General features: G+C 65.1%; 20 protein-coding genes. 10 read left to right on the top strand and 10 right to left on the bottom strand.

The annotated features are described in order from the left end of the window. The first annotated feature begins 176 nt into the window (after nucleotides 1-176). The 4 genes from ABIC75_RS05355 to ABIC75_RS05340 all read left to right on the top strand — a co-directional run bounded on the left by ABIC75_RS05355 (nucleotide 177) and on the right by ABIC75_RS05340 (nucleotide 3,973). Nucleotides 177-989 (top strand): creatininase family protein, encoded by an 813-nt coding sequence (locus tag ABIC75_RS05355; RefSeq protein ID WP_354012808.1) that lies wholly within the window; start codon nucleotides 177-179, stop codon nucleotides 987-989. Between the two features lie 35 nt (nucleotides 990-1,024). Further along, nucleotides 1,025-2,200, top strand: coding sequence for a YncE family protein (locus ABIC75_RS05350; RefSeq protein ID WP_354012807.1), 1,176 nt, complete (start codon nucleotides 1,025-1,027; stop codon nucleotides 2,198-2,200). 2 nt (nucleotides 2,201-2,202) lie between these two features. Then, nucleotides 2,203-2,577, top strand: coding sequence for a nuclear transport factor 2 family protein (locus tag ABIC75_RS05345; RefSeq protein WP_354012806.1), 375 nt, complete (start codon nucleotides 2,203-2,205; stop codon nucleotides 2,575-2,577). Nucleotides 2,578-2,974: 397 nt separating this feature from the next. Beyond that, a complete protein-coding gene (locus ABIC75_RS05340; protein WP_354012805.1) occupies nucleotides 2,975-3,973 on the top strand; it encodes an LLM class flavin-dependent oxidoreductase in 999 nt (332 codons plus the stop codon). Between the two features lie 18 nt (nucleotides 3,974-3,991). Here the strand turns inward: ABIC75_RS05340 and ABIC75_RS05335 are convergent, their stop codons facing one another. The 10 genes from ABIC75_RS05335 to ABIC75_RS05290 form a co-directional block, all read right to left on the bottom strand. Next, entirely contained in the window at nucleotides 3,992-4,921 is a 930-nt protein-coding gene (locus ABIC75_RS05335) for an HDOD domain-containing protein (RefSeq protein ID WP_354012804.1), read from the bottom strand. 197 nt (nucleotides 4,922-5,118) lie between these two features. Then, a complete protein-coding gene (locus ABIC75_RS05330; protein WP_354012803.1) occupies nucleotides 5,119-6,381 on the bottom strand; it encodes a TIGR03862 family flavoprotein in 1,263 nt (420 codons plus the stop codon). Between the two features lie 8 nt (nucleotides 6,382-6,389). After that, nucleotides 6,390-6,944: a YaeQ family protein gene (locus ABIC75_RS05325; RefSeq protein ID WP_354012802.1), complete on the bottom strand. Its 555-nt coding sequence runs from the start codon at nucleotides 6,942-6,944 to the stop codon at nucleotides 6,390-6,392. A gap of 59 nt (nucleotides 6,945-7,003) precedes the next feature. Beyond that, entirely contained in the window at nucleotides 7,004-7,759 is a 756-nt protein-coding gene (locus tag ABIC75_RS05320; RefSeq protein ID WP_354012801.1) for a slipin family protein, read from the bottom strand. 20 nt (nucleotides 7,760-7,779) lie between these two features. Next, complete coding sequence (locus ABIC75_RS05315; RefSeq protein WP_354012800.1) at nucleotides 7,780-9,138, bottom strand: NfeD family protein; 1,359 nt, start codon at nucleotides 9,136-9,138, stop codon at nucleotides 7,780-7,782. 96 nt (nucleotides 9,139-9,234) lie between these two features. Then, on the bottom strand, nucleotides 9,235-9,744 hold the full coding sequence (locus tag ABIC75_RS05310) for a hypothetical protein (protein WP_354012799.1): 510 nt from the start codon (nucleotides 9,742-9,744) through the stop codon (nucleotides 9,235-9,237). 74 nt (nucleotides 9,745-9,818) lie between these two features. Continuing rightward, complete coding sequence (gene minE, locus ABIC75_RS05305; protein ID WP_046970573.1) at nucleotides 9,819-10,088, bottom strand: cell division topological specificity factor MinE; 270 nt, start codon at nucleotides 10,086-10,088, stop codon at nucleotides 9,819-9,821. Nucleotides 10,089-10,093: 5 nt separating this feature from the next. Further along, on the bottom strand, nucleotides 10,094-10,909 hold the full coding sequence (gene minD, locus ABIC75_RS05300) for a septum site-determining protein MinD (RefSeq protein WP_102304954.1): 816 nt from the start codon (nucleotides 10,907-10,909) through the stop codon (nucleotides 10,094-10,096). A gap of 43 nt (nucleotides 10,910-10,952) precedes the next feature. Further along, nucleotides 10,953-11,732, bottom strand: coding sequence for a septum site-determining protein MinC (gene minC / locus ABIC75_RS05295; RefSeq protein WP_354012798.1), 780 nt, complete (start codon nucleotides 11,730-11,732; stop codon nucleotides 10,953-10,955). Continuing rightward, nucleotides 11,729-12,352 carry a GNAT family N-acetyltransferase gene (locus ABIC75_RS05290; protein WP_354012797.1) on the bottom strand — a complete coding sequence of 208 codons (624 nt, stop codon included), beginning with the start codon at nucleotides 12,350-12,352 and terminating at the stop codon, nucleotides 11,729-11,731. Before ABIC75_RS05290 ends, minC begins: the two co-directional genes overlap by 4 nt. 209 nt (nucleotides 12,353-12,561) lie before the next feature. On the opposite strand from ABIC75_RS05290, the gene ABIC75_RS05285 reads away from it, so the two are divergent. From ABIC75_RS05285 to ABIC75_RS05260, 6 genes are all read left to right on the top strand, one after another. Continuing rightward, nucleotides 12,562-13,791: a sensor histidine kinase gene (locus ABIC75_RS05285; RefSeq protein WP_354012796.1), complete on the top strand. Its 1,230-nt coding sequence runs from the start codon at nucleotides 12,562-12,564 to the stop codon at nucleotides 13,789-13,791. Between the two features lie 106 nt (nucleotides 13,792-13,897). Further along, nucleotides 13,898-14,539 (top strand): response regulator, encoded by a 642-nt coding sequence (locus tag ABIC75_RS05280; protein ID WP_026635939.1) that lies wholly within the window; start codon nucleotides 13,898-13,900, stop codon nucleotides 14,537-14,539. Nucleotides 14,540-14,776: 237 nt separating this feature from the next. Further along, complete coding sequence (locus ABIC75_RS05275) at nucleotides 14,777-16,126, top strand: polyketide cyclase (protein WP_354012795.1); 1,350 nt, start codon at nucleotides 14,777-14,779, stop codon at nucleotides 16,124-16,126. 170 nt (nucleotides 16,127-16,296) lie between these two features. Then, on the top strand, nucleotides 16,297-17,229 hold the full coding sequence (locus ABIC75_RS05270; protein ID WP_354012794.1) for an ABC transporter ATP-binding protein: 933 nt from the start codon (nucleotides 16,297-16,299) through the stop codon (nucleotides 17,227-17,229). Then, the gene (locus tag ABIC75_RS05265) at nucleotides 17,226-17,960 is read left to right on the top strand and encodes an ABC transporter permease subunit (protein WP_354012793.1); all 735 of its coding nucleotides are present in this window, start codon (nucleotides 17,226-17,228) and stop codon (nucleotides 17,958-17,960) included. Before ABIC75_RS05270 ends, ABIC75_RS05265 begins: the two co-directional genes overlap by 4 nt. Continuing rightward, nucleotides 17,957-19,852 (top strand): GldG family protein, encoded by a 1,896-nt coding sequence (locus ABIC75_RS05260; RefSeq protein WP_354012792.1) that lies wholly within the window; start codon nucleotides 17,957-17,959, stop codon nucleotides 19,850-19,852. The genes ABIC75_RS05265 and ABIC75_RS05260 overlap by 4 nt, the downstream gene beginning before the upstream one ends. Nucleotides 19,853-19,881 lie beyond the last annotated feature (29 nt).

Here is a 19,881-nt window from a genome sequence, read left to right as displayed (position 1 = left end):
GGCAGCGGAACAAATCACGGAGCGCATGAAAGGCCCGTGTAGCGCGAAAACCTCCGTGGGATCGCGACCTTCACCTGACGGAACGCTTGACCCAGCCTCCTGCGGGTGTCTCGCGCGGGGTGTGCTCCCGTGGCCCCGGGCCTTACACTTGTCGCCTGTTTTTTCAGGACGATGCTATGCCTTTCCCGTCGTTCCGCGCCTTGCTGTGCGGGCTCACGCTGCTGGGCGCTTCCAGTGCCTTCGCCCAGGCACCGCATACGGTGCAGCTGCAAGAGCTCACCTGGACCGAAATCCGCGACCAGGTGCAGGCCGGCAAGACCACCATCATCATTCCCATCGGCGGGACCGAGCAGAGCGGCCCGTACATTGCCGTGGGCAAGCACAACGCGCGCGCGGCCTTCCTCTCGCAGAAGATCGCCGAGCGCCTGGGCAACGCCCTGGTGGCGCCCGTGGTGGCCTACGTGCCCGAAGGCGGCACCGCGCCGCCGAGTTCGCACATGCGCTTCCCCGGCACCATCACGGTGCCCGATGCCGTGTTCGAGCAGGTGCTGGAATCGGTCGCGCAGAGCTTTGCCGTGCATGGTTTTCGCAACATCGTCTTCCTGGGCGACCACGGCGGTTACCTGAAGGATCTCGACCGCGTGGCGGCCAAGTTGAACAAGGGCTGGGGCGGCAAGGCGCGCGCCATCGTGCCGCCCGAGTACTACGCCACCTCGTCCGACGGCTTCAACCAGATCCTTCGCCAGCATGGCGTCAAGGATGCTGAGATCGGCACGCATGCCGCCCTGGCCGACACCTCACTGCAGCTTGCCGTCGATCCGAAGATGGTGCGTCTGGGCCAGTTGCAGGACGGCCCCAAGCTGGGCGCCGCCGACGGCGTCTACGGCGGCGATCCACGCCGCTCCTCAGCTGAGCTCGGTCAGCTGGGCGTGGATGCTATTGTGGTAAATACCGTGAACGCCTTGCGTCGCGACACGCAAGCGCACTGACTTCCCCCTGTATCAACCAGACCAAGTTGTGACCCATGGCCATCGCTAAATCCCTGCGTTCCTCCCGCTTGTTCCGCCTCGCACCGTTGGCGCTTGCCGCTGCGTGCCTGGGCGGCCAGGCCCTCGCGGCTTCGGCCGTGACCACCGTGCCCGGCATGCCGCCGGTGGTGAACCCCGCCAACATGTACAGCGAGGCCGGGCTCAACCACCTGAGCGCCGCGGTGAAGAGCGACCCCGCACGCATCTACGTGCCCAACCTGCGTTCGAACGACGTGTACGTGATCGATCCGGCCACCTACAAGGTGGTGGACAAGTTCAAGGTGGGCGAGGGCCCGCAGCACGTCGTGCCGTCGTGGGACCTGCGCACGCTGTGGGTCACCAACAATGCCGAGCGCAAGAAGACCGGCAGCCTCACGCCGATCAACGCGGCCACCGGCAAGCCGGGCACGGCCGTGCCGGTGGACGACCCGTACAACATGTATTTCACGCCGGACGGCAAGGAAGCCATCGTGGTCGCCGAAGCGTTCGCGCGACTGGACTTCCGCGATGCACACACCATGGCCGAGCACTCCAGCCTCAGCGCGCCGGAGTGCAAGGGCATCAACCACGCCGACTTCTCCATCGACGGCAAGTTCGCCATCTTTACCTGCGAGTTCACCGGCAAGCTGGTGAAGATCGACATGGTCAACCGCAAGGTGCTCGGCTACCTCGACCTGTCCAAGAAGGGCATGCCGCAGGACATCCGCTCCTCTCCGGATGGCAAGACCTTCTATGTCGCCGACATGATGGCCGATGGCGTGTACCTGATCGACGGCGACAGCTTCAAGCAGATCGGCTTCATCAAGACCGGCGTGGGCACGCACGGCCTGTACCCGAGCCGCGACGGCACCAAGCTGTACGTGGCCAACCGTGGCTCCAACAAGGTGCATGGTCCGCGCGGTGGCAAGGGCAGCGTATCGGTGATCGACTTTGCCTCGCAGAAGGTCGTGGCCAACTGGCCGATCCCCGGCGGCGGCAGCCCGGACATGGGCAACGTGAGCGCGGACGGCAAGACGCTGTGGCTGTCGGGCCGCTTCGACGACGTGGTGTACGCGTTCGACACCACCACCGGCCAGGTGCGCAAGATCAATGTCGGCCAGGAGCCGCACGGTCTGGCCGTATGGCCACAGCCGGGCCGCTACTCGCTGGGCCACACCGGCATCATGCGCTGAGCATGGCCGGGGTCGCATCGGTGTCCTCGCCAGAGGCGGTGGTCCAGCGTCAGCTGGACGCCTACAACCGCAAGGACCTCGATGCGTGGCTTGCCACGTATGCACCAGACGCCGAGCAGTTCATGCTGCACGGCGAACGGCTCGCGCAAGGCCATGAAGCCCTGCGCGAGCGCATGCGAATGCGTTTCGCCGAGCCCGATCTGCACGCGCTATTGCTCAGCCGCACCGTCATGGGCAGCTTCGTGATCGATCTCGAAGAGGTCACGCGCAACTTCCCGGAAGGGAAGGGCCGCATGGAAATGCTGTGCATCTACGAAGTGGCGCAAGGCCACATCGTCAAGGCCTCGTTCGCCATGGGCGAACCGGTCACCGGCTAAGTCCTTTCCCCTTGTCTGCGCGGGAGTCGCTGATATTTTTCAGGGCTTAACTCCGATATGCGCCAGGACAGGCCAGCGACATCCTCTGCCGGGCGCATACAACGGGGGCTGCCGCGTTGCCGTGGTCGTCCTCCCGAACAGGACTGTTGGATTGTCATGTAAATCATATTTTTGCATGCAAATCACGGGGTGAGCATGAAAGGGAAACGCTGGGTCGGAAGGCTCTTGTGTCGCGTTTTCAAACACCGGTGGATTCGATCCGAACCCGGCCGTCGCCAATGTGCCCGCTGTGGGCGCGTCGAGGAACGTGCCTGGAAGCACGGCTGACCGGGGTCGGATAACACTGGCAATTGGAGGCAACGTCCCCACATCGGAGCTTCCCGCATGAGGAAGTCCCATGATTCCCTTCTCCGTCCTGGATCTCGCGCCCGTCACGGAAGGCAGCGACACCACGCAGGCCTTCGCCAACACGCTGGATCTGGCGCGCCGCGCCGAAACGCTTGGCTACAACCGCTACTGGCTGGCCGAGCACCACAACATGCCGGGCATCGCCAGTGCGGCCACGGCCGTGCTGATCGGCCATGTGGCCGGCGGCACCTCGACCATTCGCGTCGGCGCCGGCGGCATCATGTTGCCCAACCATGCGCCGCTGCAGGTGGCCGAGCAGTTCGGCACGCTGGCCTCGCTGTATCCGGGGCGCATCGATCTGGGCCTGGGGCGAGCGCCGGGCACCGATCAGGCCACGGCGCGCGCCTTGCGCCGCTACTTCGACAGTGCCGATCAATTCCCTCAGGACGTGACGGAATTGCTGGCCTATTTCGAACCCGCCACGCCCGACCAGCCGGTGCGCGCCGTACCCGGCGCAGGCATCGACGTGCCGGTGTGGTTGCTTGGCTCCAGCCTGTTCAGTGCGCGGCTGGCGGCGGCCATGGGCTTGCCGTTCGCGTTCGCCTCGCACTTTGCGCCGGATGCGATGGACGACGCCCTGGCCTTGTACCGCCGTGATTTCCGGCCGTCCCGCCGACTGCAGGCGCCGCACGCCATGCTGGGCGTGAACATCGTCGCGGCGGAAAGCGACGCGGAGGCGAAGCGCCTGTTCACCACGCAGCAGCAGAGTTTCGTCAATCTGCGTCGCGGGCGCCCCGGCCTGATTCCGCCGCCCATCGACAACATCGAGAACTACTGGACGCCCACCGAGAAGTTCGGCGTGGAGCACGCGCTGGCCTGCGCGGTGGTCGGTAGCGCCGACACGGTGAAGGACGGCATCGAGGCCTTCATCCAGCGCCATCGCCCTGACGAGTTGATGATCACCGCCAACGTGTTCGACCACGAGGCGCGCTGCCGTTCGTTCGCCATCGTGGCGGAGGTGAGGGAGCGTCTCGTCGCCGCGCACTAAGGCGACGAAGGCGATGGGTCAGGTCGTGGCGAAGCTCTGGCGCAGGTCCTGCTGGCAACGCGCCAGCAACTGCTGCGGGAAGGTGGCGATCGGGTCGTCGCTGTAACCGGAGTCGCGATCGAGCAAGCCCTGTTCGGCCAGCAGCTGGTTCATCGCCAGCCGCTGCGACACATAGAGCACGCGGCTCATCGGCAGCATGAGCGCGGCATGGCCGTGTTCCAGGTGTTCCACCAGTGCATCCTGCACGGGCGGCGGCAGATCCCAGTGCTGTCCCGCCTGCACGGTGAGCTGCGCGGCGAGCTGTACGCAGCTGTCGATGAAAGCCGTGGAGCTGGCAGGCAGCTCGGTGTTCTGCAACTCGCGATCGAGCAGGCGCGCTACGGCGCCTAGGCCGCTGTAGCCCACCAGGGCCACGAGGTACGCCTCGAAGGCGTCGCACTGTCCCTTGCTGAGATACACCGCCGCGTGCGCGCAGCGTTCGGCGTGATCCCACAGGCGCTGGCCCACGATCTGGCCGTTGGCGCCGGCGCTGGCCATCAGGATGGGTTTCATCACGTACGACGTCACGACGTGGCGCAGGCCGATCTGGCCGAGCAGCACCACGGCGTGCTGCAGGCTGCCCACCGGATGGGCCGTGCGATAAGTGACGCTGCCGGTGACGCGCATCACTTCGCCCACCAGCACGGGATCGCGCTTGATGAGGTCGGCGAGTTGAGCGCCGCTGAGCTTGTCGTTCTTCATCGCACGCATCAGCTGCGGCAGCACGGTGGGCATGCGGGGCAGGCTGCGCACGTCGAAGCGACCGTTTTCGCACTGGTCCTTCAGGCGCTGCAGAATGGCCTGTTCGCTTGCCTTGTCGGGAGCGTCGCCCGCATCGACCGGCTGATTGAGGATGAAGCGGAAGAACCGTTCGGCGAGTTCGTCGCCCGACACCGTGTCCTGCGGCATCGGGGCGTCGGGGAGCACCGGTTCGGGCGCAGACGGGCGCGCCGCTGCTGGTTCCGCTGCGCGCTCACGTCCGAATACTCGCCACCAGTTCCCCATCATCGTGCTGCCAGCTCCCCTGTGTGGCCCCCGCTACGCTGGGTATATCGGCAGCTGGCGGGAAAAATGTAGCGCCACTCTCCCGTGTTGCGACGCTCTGCTCAGTTATCGGCAGCAGGCATCAAATGCTTGATCCAGCCTGCCGCACCGAGGCCGGCGCGGCGCCCGCTGGCAAAGCAGGCGGTGAGCAGGTAGCCGCCGGTGGGGGCTTCCCAGTCCAGCATTTCGCCAGCGCAGAACACGCCGGGCAAGGCGTTGAGCATCAGCTTGGCATCCAATGCCTCCAGCCGCACGCCGCCACCACTGCTGATCGCTTCCTCGATGGGACGGGTTCGTGCAAGCCGCAGCGGCAGGCGCTTGATGGTGCGCGCCAGCGTTTCGGTGTCGTGGAACTGCTCGCGATCGAGCACTTCGTGCAGCAGCGCCGCCTTGACGCCGGCAAGGCCGGTCTGGCGACGCAGGTGATCGCTCATGGAATGTTTGCCGCGCGGCTTGGCCAGGTCGGTGCGTAGGCGATCGAGCGTGCGATCGGGGGCAAGATCGAGTTCGATGGTGACGGGGCCATGCGTCGCGATGGCATCGCGGATCAGCACGGAATACGCGTAGATCAGGCTGCCTTCGATGCCGTTGGCGGTGACGACGCACTCGCCCTGGCGCGCATGCTCGCGGCCGTCCTTGTCGCGCAGATGGATCACCACGGGTTTCAGCGGCGCGCCAGCGAAACGGCTGGCGATATGTTCGCTCCAGCCGATGTCGAAGCCGCAGTTGGACGGCACCAGGGGCGATACGTCAACGCCGCGATCCATCAACGTCGATTGCCATGCGCCATCCGAGCCGAGCTCCGGCCAGCTGCCGCCGCCCATGGCGAGCACCACGGCATCGGCGTGGACAGCGCGTTCGCCATCGGGCGAGGCAAAGCGCAGCGAGCCGTCATCGTTCCAGCCCAGCCAGCGGTGATGCACGTGGAAGCGCACTCCATCCTCGCGCAGGCGACGCACCCAGCCACGCAATAGCGGTGCGGCTTTCAGGTCGCTGGGAAACACGCGCCCCGATGTTCCGACAAACGTCTCGACGCCCAGGCCGCGCGCCCAGGCGCGCAAGTCGTCGGTATCGAAATCGTCCAGCCATTCGCCCACTTCGTGCGCACGTGCGCCGTACCGTTGCACGAAATCGGGCTTGGCTTCGCCGTGAGTGAGGTTCATGCCGCCTTTGCCGGCGATGAGGAACTTGCGCCCCACGGAGCCTTTCGTATCGAAAACATCCACGGTCACGCCCGCCGCGCGCGCCGTCTCGGCCGCCATCAAGCCGGCGGGACCGCCGCCGACAACGGCGAGACGAACATGGGCGGGCGAACCTTGCGACATGGCGGGCTTCAGTTCGACGGCACGGCGGTCATGCGCCGCTGCGGGTCGACAGTGATGCTGGCCGTATCGTTCATGACCTCAAGCTGGCCGTCCTGGATCAGGCATTGCAGACGCATGCCGCGCTCGGACATGGCGGCCAGCCGGTTCACCGTTTCGGCGGAAATATCCAGCACGGTGAGGTTGCGGTTGCGGGCGAGCGAACTGCCGATCTTGTCCCACCACACTGACGCGCCGTGGCCGCTGTAGTTGATCACCACCACCTGCTGCGCGCGGCCACAGGCCTTGCGGATGCGCGCCTCGTCCGGCTGGCCCAGCTCGATCCACTGTTCGATCTCGCCGGTGTACGCCTTGCGCCACAGTGCCGGCTCGTCCTCGTCGCTGAGTCCTTTGCCGAATTCCAGCCGGTCATCGGCGAACAGGGCAAACGCCAGCAGGCGCACCATCAGGCGCTCCTCGGTTTCGGAGGGATGGCGCGCCACGGTCAACGCATGGGTGGCGTAGTAGTGCCGGTCCATGTCGCTGACCTGAAGCTCGGCCTTGTAGATGGTGGCGTTGAGGGCCATGGGGCTGCCTGTGAAAGATAGCCGCCCATGTTACGCGCTGCGCCGGTGTCGGTGGGCGATTAACTGCGTGGCAGGCCTTCCAGCAGGGGCTTGAGCAGGTCGATGGGCAGCGGGAACACGATGGTCGATGCCTTGCCGCTGTTGGACATGTCCGACATGGTCTGCATGTAGCGCAACTGCAGTGCCTGCGGTTGTTGCGCGAGCAGGGCAGCCGCGTCGCGCAGTTTTTCGGCGGCCTGCAGTTCGCCGTCGGCATGGATCACCTTGGCGCGGCGCTCGCGTTCGGCTTCAGCCTGGCGGGCGATGGCGCGCACCATCGTCTCGTTGAGATCCACGTCCTTGATTTCGACGTTGCTGACCTTGATGCCCCATGGATCGGTGGCTTCATCCAGGATCTGCTGCAGGCTGCGATTGATCGAATCGCGCTGCGAAAGAATGTCGTCCAGTTCGTGCTGGCCCAGCACGGAACGCAGGCGCGTCTGCGCCAGCTGGCTGGTGGCCTGGAAGAAGTCGGCCACCTGCAGCATCGCCTTGTCCGGTTCCACCACGCGGAAATAGACCACCGCGTTCACACGCACGGAAACGTTGTCGCGCGAGATCACATCCTGCGGTGGCACGTCCATCACGGCCACGCGCAGGTCCACGCGCATCATGCGCTGGACGATGGGCACCAGCAGGACCAGGCCGGGTCCTTTCGTGCCGGTATAGCGGCCGAGCGTGAGCACCACGCCGCGCTGGTATTCCGGCAGCACCTTGATCGACATGAACAGCAATGCCACGACCCAGATCACGATCACGCCAACGAAGCCAAACATGAGCCTCTCCTTTGTCGATGTCAGGCGCGCGTGATGCGCAGTAGCAAGCCGTCGCGTCCAACGACACGGATGCGCGAACCGGCCGGCATGCTCGCATCGCCATGCACGCGCCATTGTTCGCCGCCAATGCGCGCCCATCCGTCGCCGGCCGCATCGAGTGGCTGCGTGAGTTCGCCGGTGGCCAGCAGCATCTGTTCGTCGCCGTTGAAGGTCCGCACGCGCCGGGTGCGCGCCACCAGGCGCAGCAGGATCACCAACACCACCACGCCGCCCAGCGCGATGCCGGCAATCATGCCGAGGTTCACTGCATAACCCGGCACGCCCGCATCGAACAGCATGATCGAGCCGATGACGAACGCCACCACGCCGCCGATGCCGATGGCGCCCACCGACGGCACCAGTGCTTCGGCCAGCACCAGCCCGACGCCGAGCAGCATCAGGGCGAGGCCTGCATAGTTCACCGGCATCAGTTGCAGGGCGTACAGGCCGACGAGCAGACAGATGGCGCCGGCTACGCCGGGTAGAACCACGCCGGGATGAAACGCTTCGAGCACCAGGCCATAGATGCCCGCGAGCAGAAGCAGGTAGGCGATGGTGGGATGCGTGATGAGCCCGAGCAGATGCGTGCGCCAATTGGGTTCATAGCTGCGCACGGGAAGGTTGGAGAGATGCAGCAGCACCTCCTGTCCGTCGACATGCACGCGTCGTCCTTCCAGGCGCGCGAACAGCGTTGGAAGATCCGCGGCCACCAGATCCACCACATGCTTCTGCACGGCTTCGTCGGCGGTGAGCGTTGCAGCGCCTTGCACGGACTGTGCGGCCCAGTCCGCATTGCGGCCATTGAGCTGCGCCAGCGATCGGATCGATGCGACCGCGTCGTTGATCACCTTGTTGGATTCTGCGTCGGTCGCTGCCGATGGCGCGCCAGGTGATGAGGCCGCGGGCGAGGGCAGGGTGCCGCTGCCTCCAAGCGACACCGGCGTGGCCGCGCCAAGATGCGTGCCGGGTGCCATCGCGGCGATGGCGCAGGCGTAGAGGATGTACGTGCCCGCCGATGCCGCCCGCGCGCCACCCGGCGCCACGTATCCGATCACCGGACGACGCGAGGCGAGGATGCTGGCGATGATCTGTCGCATCGAATCGGACAGGCCGCCGGGCGTATCCAGTTGAAGCACGACGGCGGTGGCGCCATCGCGTGCGGCGTGTCGCAGGGACGCATCCACGTATTCCGCCGCAGCCGGACCGATGGCGCCGGTGAGATCGATGCGCGCCACGAACCCGTCGGAGCGCGGCAAGCCACCGGTGACATCACCGGCTGTGGTGGTGGCCAGCATCGCGGCGCACAGCACACTGGCCGCTGTCTTGAGCCAAGGCGTCACGCACGGTCTCCCGTTTGGCGATGTCACACTGCGCCAGCGAGTGTTGTCTCGGCGTGAGATAAGAGCGAGGTTTTGCTTTGCCCGGTGCGCGGGCGGTCAGTTGAAAACCGGGTGCCCGTGCGAGTCCAGCAGGCCGTGTTCCACCAGCCAATGGCGGGCATTGGCGGCGTCTTCGCCAAACCATGCCTGGGCGGAGCCCAGCCGGAACGTGTAGCCCCAGGCGTCCATGTCGGCCATCAATCGTTTGCGGCCGACGCCGGGCAGTTCGTCCGCCAGCACGATCTGCAGATAGCAGGTGGCATCTTCCTCGGCGATGGAATCGGTGGCGTCGGTATGCACCTGGCTGCGTCGCTCGGGCGGCAGCACAATGAGATGGCCGGCTTCGTGCAGCAGCGAATGCACCGGCGTGTCGTCGCGTGCATACACCGTGTTGCCGATGATGCCGGCTTCCTCGTCGCCCCAGAAGCTGCCGGGAATCGGCGTGCCCACATCCACGCGTTGCAGCGTGAGCCCGTAACGCGCAAGCAGGCGCGCAGGTGCCTCGAAGCCGATCTCGGCTAGGCGCATCACGCGGGCTTCGTCAGGAGCGGAGTGGGGAGCTGACATGGGAAGAAGGTCGCCGCCCATCGGCGGCGACGCACATCGCGATGTGCGTGGCGCGGCAGTGCCGCGCCACGACCTCAGATGGATTTGGCTGGCGTGTTCTCGGGCAGCGCCACGGAGAGCTCGAGGATCTCGTGTCCGCTGTCGCGCTCGACATTGATGTTGATGGCTTCGAGGTCGACGTGGACGTATTTCTTGATCACTTCGAGCAGCTCGTTGCGCAGCAACGGCAGGTAGTCGGGAGCGCCACGGGTGGAGCGCTCCTGAGCCACGATGATGCGAAGACGCTCCTTGGCGAGTCCAGCGGTGGGTTCCGGCTTGCGCTTCAGGAAATCAAGAATACCCATCGCGATCAGCCTCCGAATACGCGCTGGAAGAAGCCCTTCTTCGGCACCTCGAGGAAGCGCAGGGCACGTTCCTCACCGAGGATGCGGGCGACGGTGTCGCTGTACGCCTGGCCCGCGAACGAGTTGTCGTCCAGAATCACCGGCACGCCTGCGTTGGACGCAGCCAGCACGTTCTCCGATTCCGGAATCACGCCCACCACGTTGATGCCGAGGATTTCCTCGACGTCCTTCACGCTGAGCATTTCGCCCACGGCCACGCGGGCCGGGTTGTAGCGCGTCAGCAGCAGGTGCTGCTTGATGGCGCCGTCGCCACGCTCGGCGCGGCGCGTCTTGCTGGCGAGCAGGCCCAGGATGCGGTCCGAATCGCGCACCGAGGACACTTCCGGGTTCACCACCACCACGGCGTGGTCGGCGAAATACATCGCCAGGTGTGCACCCTTCTCGATGCCGGCGGGCGAGTCGCAAACGACGAAGTCGAAGCCTTCCTTGCCCAGGTCTTCGAGCACCTTCTCCACGCCCTCCTGGGTGAGGGCGTCCTTGTCGCGCGTCTGGCTGGCCGCCAGCACGTAGAGGTTCTCGTAGCGCTTGTCCTTGATCAGCGCCTGCTTGAGCGTGGCTTCGCCGTGCACGACGTTGACGAAGTCGTACACCACGCGCCGCTCGCAGCCCATGATGAGGTCGAGGTTGCGCAGGCCGACGTCGAAATCGATCACCGCGACTTTCTTGCCGGCCATGGCAAGGCCGGTGGCAAGCGAGGCACTGGTCGTGGTCTTGCCCACGCCACCCTTGCCCGAGGTGACAACGATAATCTCAGCAGTCAAGGCTCATCTCCGCATGTTTCTTTGTAGTAGTCATGGCCGATCTTTACAGCTTGGCGATCAGCAATTTTTCCCCTTCGAGCCAGCATCGCACAGACTGGCCTTCGAGGTCCTTTGGAATTTGTTCAAACACGCGATAGTGGCCGGCGATGGCCACCAGTTCCGCGCGGAAGTCTGAAATGTATATGCGCGCTTTCTCATCGCCCTGTGCGCCGGCCATCGCGCGACCGCGCACAGTGCCGTAGACGTGGATGCTGCCGTCGGCAATCACTTCGGCGGCATTGGCGATGGCGCCGTGGACGACGAGATCGCGATCACGCGCGTACACCTGCTGTCCTGAACGCACCGTGCCTTCGTAGTGCTGCGCACCGAGCGTGGCGACCGGCGCCGCGGGCGCGGGTTCCTGTCGCACCGGTTCCGCGCGGCGAGGCGGCTCGGCCGCTGCGGCGGGCGGTGCCGGCGGTGCGATGCTGCCGCCATCGGCCGGCTCGTAAGCAGCGCGGAACTTGGCAATCAACGGCAGGCCCATGCGCTGCGACAGCGCATCGACTTCGCTGGTGCCGTAGGCAAGGCCCACGGGCAGCATGCCGGCGCTGCGCACGGCCTCGAGCAAGGCGTCGACCGTACCGTCGTCCGGCAGGTTCAGCAGATGGCTCAAGTCCAGCACCACGGCCGCACGGGAGAACAGTTGGGGAGCGGCACGAACGCGGCGTTCCAGCTCTTCGCAAAGCGCGGCTGCATCCACGCGCTTGATGCGCACGTTGGCTATGCCTACCTGGCCGAAGCGCAGGTCACAGGCGTCTTGTTGATCCATCTTTGCATTCACTGGCGGCGCTCTCCCGTGAGGCGGCGCCGGGTGGTATCGGGGGAGGAGGACGAGTGCTGACGTTCGGCCAGCCACGGCACATCGGGAAGGCCGTCGTGGTCCAGATAGGTTTCTCGCACGAAGGCGTAGCTGGGCAGGTCCTTGGCGAGCAGGCTCACCTGCGGGCCGTCGCTGCCCATGCGTTGCTGGCCCACTTCCTGGAAGCCGTAGGTGCCGTGGAACAGCACCACCACGTCGTCGCGCGGCTCCAGGAACACCTCGCAGGTCAACAGCGGCACGCGCACTTCCGCATAGCTGGTGACGTCGCAATAGAAAATGCGACCCAGGCCATGGCGGCGATAGGCGTTGGCGATGACGATGCGGTCGATGTAGGCAAACTGCGGGTAGTGCTCCGAGAACCAGTGATAGTTCGGGCTGTCGTAATCGCGACCTTCGCGAAGCGCGATCAGAAACCCGGCGAGATGGCCATCGATCTCGGCCACCCGGAAATAGTCCGCGTGGTCGAAGAAGTAGCGCAGCTGCGCCGTGTCCAGGGCGAGGATGGTGCGGCCGGCGGCGTTGTTGAGCGCCAGTACGGCATCCAGGTCGTGCTCACGCACGTCGCGGATGGCAAGGGCCATTCGTTGCTCCGCTTTGAGTGGTTCGAGGATAAGACCGTTGTTTCGGCCCCGCGTGACGGCGGCATTATGACATGCGTCAGGCAAGCGCACATATCACGGCGCACCATGTAAAACCTTCGTAAAGCGCCAACGGTCGTGCCTTCTGGCAGGGGTGGAGCAATGACTTCTCACGCATTGCACCACGCCTGCGGCTGGCTAATGATGCACGCATGGCCTGGTCAAACATTAATCACATCCGGCTGCTCCGGTACGCTGGTCTGTTCACGTACCTGTGCGTCGCGCTGCCGTTGCTGTCCGGTCCCGGCGGGCTGGCGGAGGTCAGTGCGTGGTGGAGCAACCCGAACATCACGGGCTGGATCCTGTCCTACCTGATCTTCGGGGTGACCTATCTGCTGCTGACGCGCCGCTCGGGCATGACGCGCCAGACCAGCTATCCCTCCGTCGTCCAGCTGTTCGGACTGGTAGTGCTGACGGGCTCGGCGGTGGCCATGGGCTGGTTCAGCCAGAGCGGCCTCTCGGCCATGTTGATGCTGGTGATCGCCGTGGTGCTGCCCTGGCAGCTTCCGGTGGGCGCCGGGCTGGCCTGGATGCTGCTGCAGAACCTGATGCTGATCCCCATCATCGCCAGCTACATGGGCTGGACCATCGTCACCGCATTCCTGCAGGTGTGCATGTACCTGGGCATTTCCGCGCTGGTGTTTTTCACCTCGATGATTGCCAGCCTGCAGGCCGAGGAACGCGAGGTGCAGCGGCGGCTCAATTCCGAGCTGCGCGCCACCCGCGCCTTGCTCGCCGAATCCACGCGTATTGCCGAGCGCATGCGCATTGCGCGCGACCTGCACGACCTGGTGGGCCACCACCTGACCGCGCTCAGCCTCAATCTGGAAGTGGCCAGCCACCTGGTCAACGCCCAGGCGGCCGAACACGTGCAGAAGGCGCAGATCACCGCCAAGCACCTGCTGTCGGACGTGCGCGAGGTGGTGAGCGAGCTGCGCCAGGACGATGCCATCGACCTCACGGTCGCGCTGCGCAGCCTCACCGAAGGCGTGCCGGGGCTCAACGTGCACATGGAAACGCCACCCCGGTTCAGCGTGGAAGACCCGCGCCGCGCCCAGGTGCTGTTGCGCTGCGCGCAGGAGATCATCACCAATACCGCCCGCCATGCCGGCGCGCGCAACCTGTGGCTGCGCTTCGACTACGTCAACGCCAACCTGCTGGAACTCTACGCACGCGACGACGGCCGCGGCGCCACGAATTTCCGGCCGGGCAATGGCCTGTCGGGCATGCGCGAGCGACTGGTCGAGTTCGAGGGTAGCGTCATGGTGGACCCGGCGCTTCAACAGGGTTTTGCACTTACCGTGCGCCTGCCGCTGGGGGAGGTCCCGGAGCTCGCGCACACGCCGTCACGGTTCGAGCCGCCCGCGCTGGGCATGCTGTAGCCTTGCTGGGTTGTCGTGTAAAAATGAGTGGCTTGGATAGCCGCATCGTTCTTCTCCGTTGGCCGCGGGCATCGCACGCCGGCCACCTACGTTTCGAGGATCCGCGATGATTTCCGTCTGTCTCGTCGACGACCAGAACCTGGTTCGCCAGGGTGTCCGTTCACTGCTGGACCTGGCGGAGGACATCCGCGTGGTGGCCGAATGCGCCGATGGCGCCCAGGCTGTCCAGGACATTCCCCGGATCAAGCCCGATGTGGTGCTGCTGGACCTGCGCATGCCCAACATGAGCGGACTGGAAGTGCTGCAGGCGCTGTCTGCCCGCAACGAATTGCCGCCCACCATCATCCTCACCACCTTCGATGACGACCAGCTCGTGCTGCAGGGTCTGAAGGCCGGCGCCCGCGGTTATCTGCTCAAGGACGTGTCGCTGGAGCAACTGGTGGAGGCCGTTCGCACCGTGGCCGCCGGTGGCTCACTGGTGGCGCCCATGGTCACCCAGCGCCTGCTGGCCGGCGTCGGCCGCATGCAGAACCAGTTCACCAGCCTGGAACAGCCCGATCCGTTGACCGAGCGCGAGACGGAAATCCTCCGTCTGCTGTCCGGTGGCTACAGCAACAAGGAGATCGCCAACTCGCTGAAGGTGGCGGAGGGAACGGTGAAGAACCACGTTTCCAATATCCTCTCCAAGCTGGGCGTGCGCGACCGCACGCGCGCCGTCCTCAAGGCCCTCGAATTGGGCATCGTCTGAGGCTTTGACTGCACGCGCGGGGCCTTGCCAGACGCCATTCGCAGGCGTCTGGTGGGGACGTGTCAGGCAGTCTTTACGGCCGGATGGCGTTCCTGCGCGCGAGCAAGTAGTATCGGGGACTTCGGCGCTGGCCGACCCCCCGTTCATGCAGTGATTCCTCGGGAATCTCCCGTGGCGGGCCGGTCTCCGGCGACTGCCCTTGTGCCGTATACAGAGAGACGTGCGGAGAACCTTGGAATGATGCGTGTTCTTGAATTTATTGTTGCCCTGATCATCGTCGCCGTCGTGGCGGTGGTAGTGGGCGTGGTGATGCCTGGCAGCGGCCATGTCGAACGGTCGTTGGTCGTCGGCAAGGACATGCGTCAGGTCTACGACGTGCTCAACAACTTCCGTCGCTTCCCGGAGTACTCCGTGCAGCGCGAGTACGATCGCAACATCAAGTTCGACTTCTCGGGCAAGGCCTATGGCCCTGGCGCCGAAATCAGCTGGGCCAGTGACGACGGCAAGGTCGGCACCGGCAAGTTCACCATTGCTTCCGCCGATCCGAGCTTCGACAAGATCGACTCGACGGCCAAGAAGGCTTCCATCGTCTGGAACGTCGACAACGATTGGCGCGGCAACGACAAGCACTTCACGCTCGACCTCGAGCGCAACGGCAGCCGCGGCCAGCTGACCAAGGTGACCTGGTCGTATGACGTCGCCTACGGCTTCAACCTGATCAACCGCTACGCCAACCTCTACATTCACGGCGATCCGGATGCCTTCATCCAGTTCAGCCTGAACAACCTGCAGAACGTGCTGGCCTCGGTCCAGAACGTCGACTACACCAAGCTCATCCCGTACATCGAGCAGACCCAGCCCACGCCGGTGCTGGTGGTGTCCTCGTCGATCGAGCGCAAGGGTGGCCTCGAGGCCCTCAACGACGCGACGGACAAGGCCATTGGCCAGATCCAGGCCGCTGCCAAGAAGCTGGGCGTGACCACCACCGGTCCGCGCATCATCTACACGACCAACTACGGCGACCAGACCTACTCGTTCGACGTGGCCATGCCGATCAGCGCGACCAGCCTGAACGTTGCCGGCCAGACCGTGGAACTGGCTGCCGCCAAGTCGCCCGATCTGAATGCCGCCGCAGCGAGCACCAGCGCTGATGCGAACAGCAATGCCGGTGACAACACCCCGGGTGGTCATGACCGCTTCGGCCGCCTGATCATCGACAACGACGTGCGCGCCTTCCTTGCCTTCGGTGGCCCGGCCCTCAAGGCCGTGTGGAACGGCACCGCCGCCGGCGTGCCGCAGACCCGCGACCTGATGAAGGCCTACGCCCAGACCCACGGCTACAAGTTCGACGAAGTGGTGAACCGCTTCTACGACATCGAAGCCAAGCCGGAAGTGAAGCAGGGCGACGAAGTCACCCAGTACGCCGAGTTCGACGTGTACCTGCCGCTGAGCTGGGCTCCGGACCAGACCCCGGAACAGGCTGCCGGCATCAAGCCGCCGTCGCTCGAGGACACCAGCAGCGAGCAGGCTCCGGCATCGTCCGGCACCGCCGCCGCTCCGGCCAGCGCTGCCAGCGCCGGCAAGTAAGTCGCCTCGGCGGCAAGCATCGAAAAGGCCCTTCCTCGCGAAGGGCCTTTTCATTTCAGGGCTTCGTACGAGCCGGTTCCCGCGAACTTTTCGGTTACAGTGCGGGTCGACGTTGCAGCCACGTTCCGCGACACGCGCGCAGCCCATGCACGCCACTGACTGCACAGGACATGATCGAAACCGAACTGCTCACTCGACGCTACGGTGCCCTCACGGCGGTGGACTCGCTGAGTTTCCGCGCCGAGCCTGGCCAGGTGCTGGGCCTGCTGGGTCCCAACGGTGCCGGCAAGACCACCGCCATGCGCATGATCGCCGGCTTCCTCGAGCCGAGCTCGGGCACGGCGCGGGTGTGCGGCTATGACGTGCGCAAGGAGCCGCTGAAGGCCAAGCGCGCGCTGGGCTACCTGCCCGAAGGCGCGCCCAGCTATGGCGAGCTCACCGTTCGCGAATTCCTTACCTTCGTCATGCGCATGCGCGGCCTGCAGCGTGACGAGGCGTATCGCCGTTTCGAACGCGTGGTGGGCGGCCTGCAACTCGAAGGTGTGCTCGACCAATGCATCGATACCTTGTCCAAGGGTTTGAAGCGCCGCGTGGGCCTGGCGCAGGCCATCGTGCACAACCCACAGGTGCTGATGCTGGACGAACCCACCGATGGTCTCGATCCGAACCAGAAGCACACGGTGCGGCAGCTGATTGATCAGATGGCGCGCGATCGCACCATCCTCATTTCCACGCACCTGCTGGAAGAGGTGCACGCGCTGTGCAATCGCGTGGTGATCATCGCCAATGGACGGCTGATGGTCGATGCCACGCCGGCCGAACTCGAATCGCGTTCGCGCTATCACGGCGCGGTGTCGTTCAGTGCGCCGGGCAGTGGCGTATCGCAGGAAATGCTCGGCCGCCTGCCGCAGGTCGCTTCCATTGAAGTCGACCCGATGGATGGCCGCATCACGGTGTTCCCGCGCCCAGGCGAACGCATCCTTGAACCGGTCGAGACGCTGCTGCGCCAGCAGGGCCTGGAAGTGTCGGAGATCCAGCTCGAACGCGGGCGACTCGATGAAGTGTTCCGCCAGATCACCACCGGCGCGGAGAGCAGGGCATGAGTCCCATCGCAGCGGTGATGCGCCGCGAGCTGCGCAGTTATTTCGTGACGCCGGTGGCGTACGTGTTCCTGGTGATCTTCCTGGTGCTGGCGGGCATCCTCACGTTCTACGCGGGCGATTTCTACGAGCGCAACCAGGCGGACCTGCAACCGTTCTTCGTGATGCACCCGTGGCTTTACCTCGTGCTGGTGCCTGCGGTGTCGATGCGCATGTGGGCGGAAGAGGCCAAGGGCGGCACGCTGGAATTGCTGATGAGCCTGCCGTTGACGCTGGCGCAGGCCATGCTGGGCAAGTTCTTCGCGGCATGGATCTTCATCGGACTGGCGCTGGTGCTGACCTTCCCGATCTGGATCACCGTGAACTATCTCGGTTCGCCGGACAATGGCGTGATCCTCGCCGGCTACATCGGCAGCTGGTTGATGGCCGGCGCGTTCCTCGCCATCGGTGCGAGCCTGTCGGCGGTGACGCAAAGCCAGGTGGTGGCGTTCGTGCTGACGCTGGTGGTGTGCTTCCTGCTGATCCTGGTGGGGCAGCCGCAGGTGATGGAGTTCTTCCAGGGCGCGTTGCCGCGCAAGCTGGTGAATGGCCTGGCGCACCTGAGCATGGTGCGGCACTTCGAGGCTATTTCGCGCGGCGTGCTCGACCTGCGTGACCTGTTGTATTTCGTGCTGAGCATGGCCGCCTGGCTCACGGCTGGCGTGCTGACGCTCGACCTGAAGCGGACGCCATGAGCATGAGGCGCATCCATGTGAGTCGTCGCGCCGTGCTGCTGGTCGCACTGGTATTCCTCGCCGTGCTGTTCGTGGTGTTCGTGCTTGCCAGCAGCCGCTGGCGCATCGGGCGCGTGGATCTCACTTCCGACAAGCTCTACACGCTCACGCCGGGCACGACGCACATCGTCGATGGGCTGCACGCACCGCTGCGCCTTACGCTGTATTTCTCCAGCCACGCCACGCGCGACTTGCCCCAGCTGCGCAGCTACGAACAGCGCGTGGCCGAAATGCTGCAGGAGATGGTGGCGCGCTCGCATGGCCGCCTGCGCCTGCAGATCGTCGATCCCGTGCCGTATTCCGACGACGAGACCAGCGCCGAAGGTTATGGCTTGTCGCCGATCAATGGCGGCACCAATGGCGAGCGCGTGTTCTTTGGCTTGGTTGGCAGCACGCTGCCTTCCGATGCGGATGGCGAAGCCGACGATCACCTGCCGAAAAAAGTGCAGGCGATTCCGTTGTTCGATCCGTCGCGCGAAACCTTCCTCGAATACGACATCGCCAAGTTGCTCTACGAGCTGGACCAGCCGTCGAAGCCGCACATCGGCGTGGTCAGCAGCCTGCCGGTGCAGGGCAATCCGGTGATTGGCGAAGAGCCATGGACGGTGATGCGCCAGCTGGCGCAGCAGTTCGACGTGAAGCCGCTGGATGCCTCCAAGCTCAAGCGCGTCGACGACGACATCAAGGCGCTGCTGGTGATCCATCCCAAGCACCTGCCGGCCGATGCGCTGTACGCGATCGATCAGTACGTGCTCCATGGCGGCCACCTGGTGGTGTTCGTGGACCCGGTTGCCGAGATGGACAACACGCCGTTCATCGACAGCAGTGGCGTCACCGATGACCACAACTCGGATCTGCCGCGCCTGTTCCATGCGTGGGGCGTGCAGTACGACCCGCAGAAAGTCGTGCTCGATCGTTCGCGTGCCTTGCGTATCGAACTGGCCGACAACAGCTCGATGAGCCATCCGGCCATGCTCGGGCTGGGGCAGCAGGAGCTCAATCACGACGACGTGACCACGGCCAGCCTGCAGCGCATCAACGTGTCCAGCGTGGGTTATTTCGACCTGGCCCCCGGTACCACTTCGCGTCTGCAACCATTGATGCAGTCGACCACCGACGCCGAGGTGGTGTCCAGCCAGCGCGTGCGCGAATCGATCAACAATCCCGCCGGACTGCTCGACAACTACAAGCCCGACAACCTGCACTACGTGATTGCCGCCCGCGTGCGCGGTCAGTTCCCCAGTGCGTTCCCGGAGCGATCCAACGAGACGGGCCACCTCGGGGCAGCGACGGGCACGGCGGAGGTCATCCTGGTGGCCGATACCGACCTGTTGAGCGATCGCTTGTGGGTGTCCTATGCCCAAAGCCTGCTGGGCCAGCCGCAATTGAGCGCAATTGCCAACAATGGCGACCTGATCACCAATATCGCGGACAACCTCAGCGGTTCCTCGGCCCTGCTTTCCATCCACGGTCGCGTGAGTTCGCAGCGTCCCTTCACCCGTGTCGCGGCACTGCGCAGTGCCGCCGACCAGAAATTCCAGGCGAAGATGCAGGAGCTGCAGCGCGAATTGGCCGTCACGCGCACGCGCCTGAGCGAACTGCAGCCTTCCAAGGCGGCGGGGCGTGGCGATACGGCGACGCCGGAACAGCGCGCGGAGATCGAACAGTTCCTGCAGCGCCAGCTGGCCATCAACAAGGAGCTGCGCGATGTGCAGCACCAGTTCAATGCGGAGATCGACGCGCTCGGCCTGCGCCTGAAGTTCATCAACATCGTGCTGATTCCGCTGCTGGTCACCCTGATCGGCCTGCTCTACGGCTGGCGCCGTTCCCGGCGCAGCAGGCGGAACGCATGAGTGTGATCGAGGGCAATGATGTGTCGCAG

It is taken from the genome of Dyella japonica, assembly GCF_040545895.1.
Lineage (GTDB): Bacteria > Pseudomonadota > Gammaproteobacteria > Xanthomonadales > Rhodanobacteraceae > Dyella > Dyella japonica_D.
Note: the sequence above shows the minus strand (reverse complement) of the source record. Positions and strands in the feature narration are given on the sequence as shown.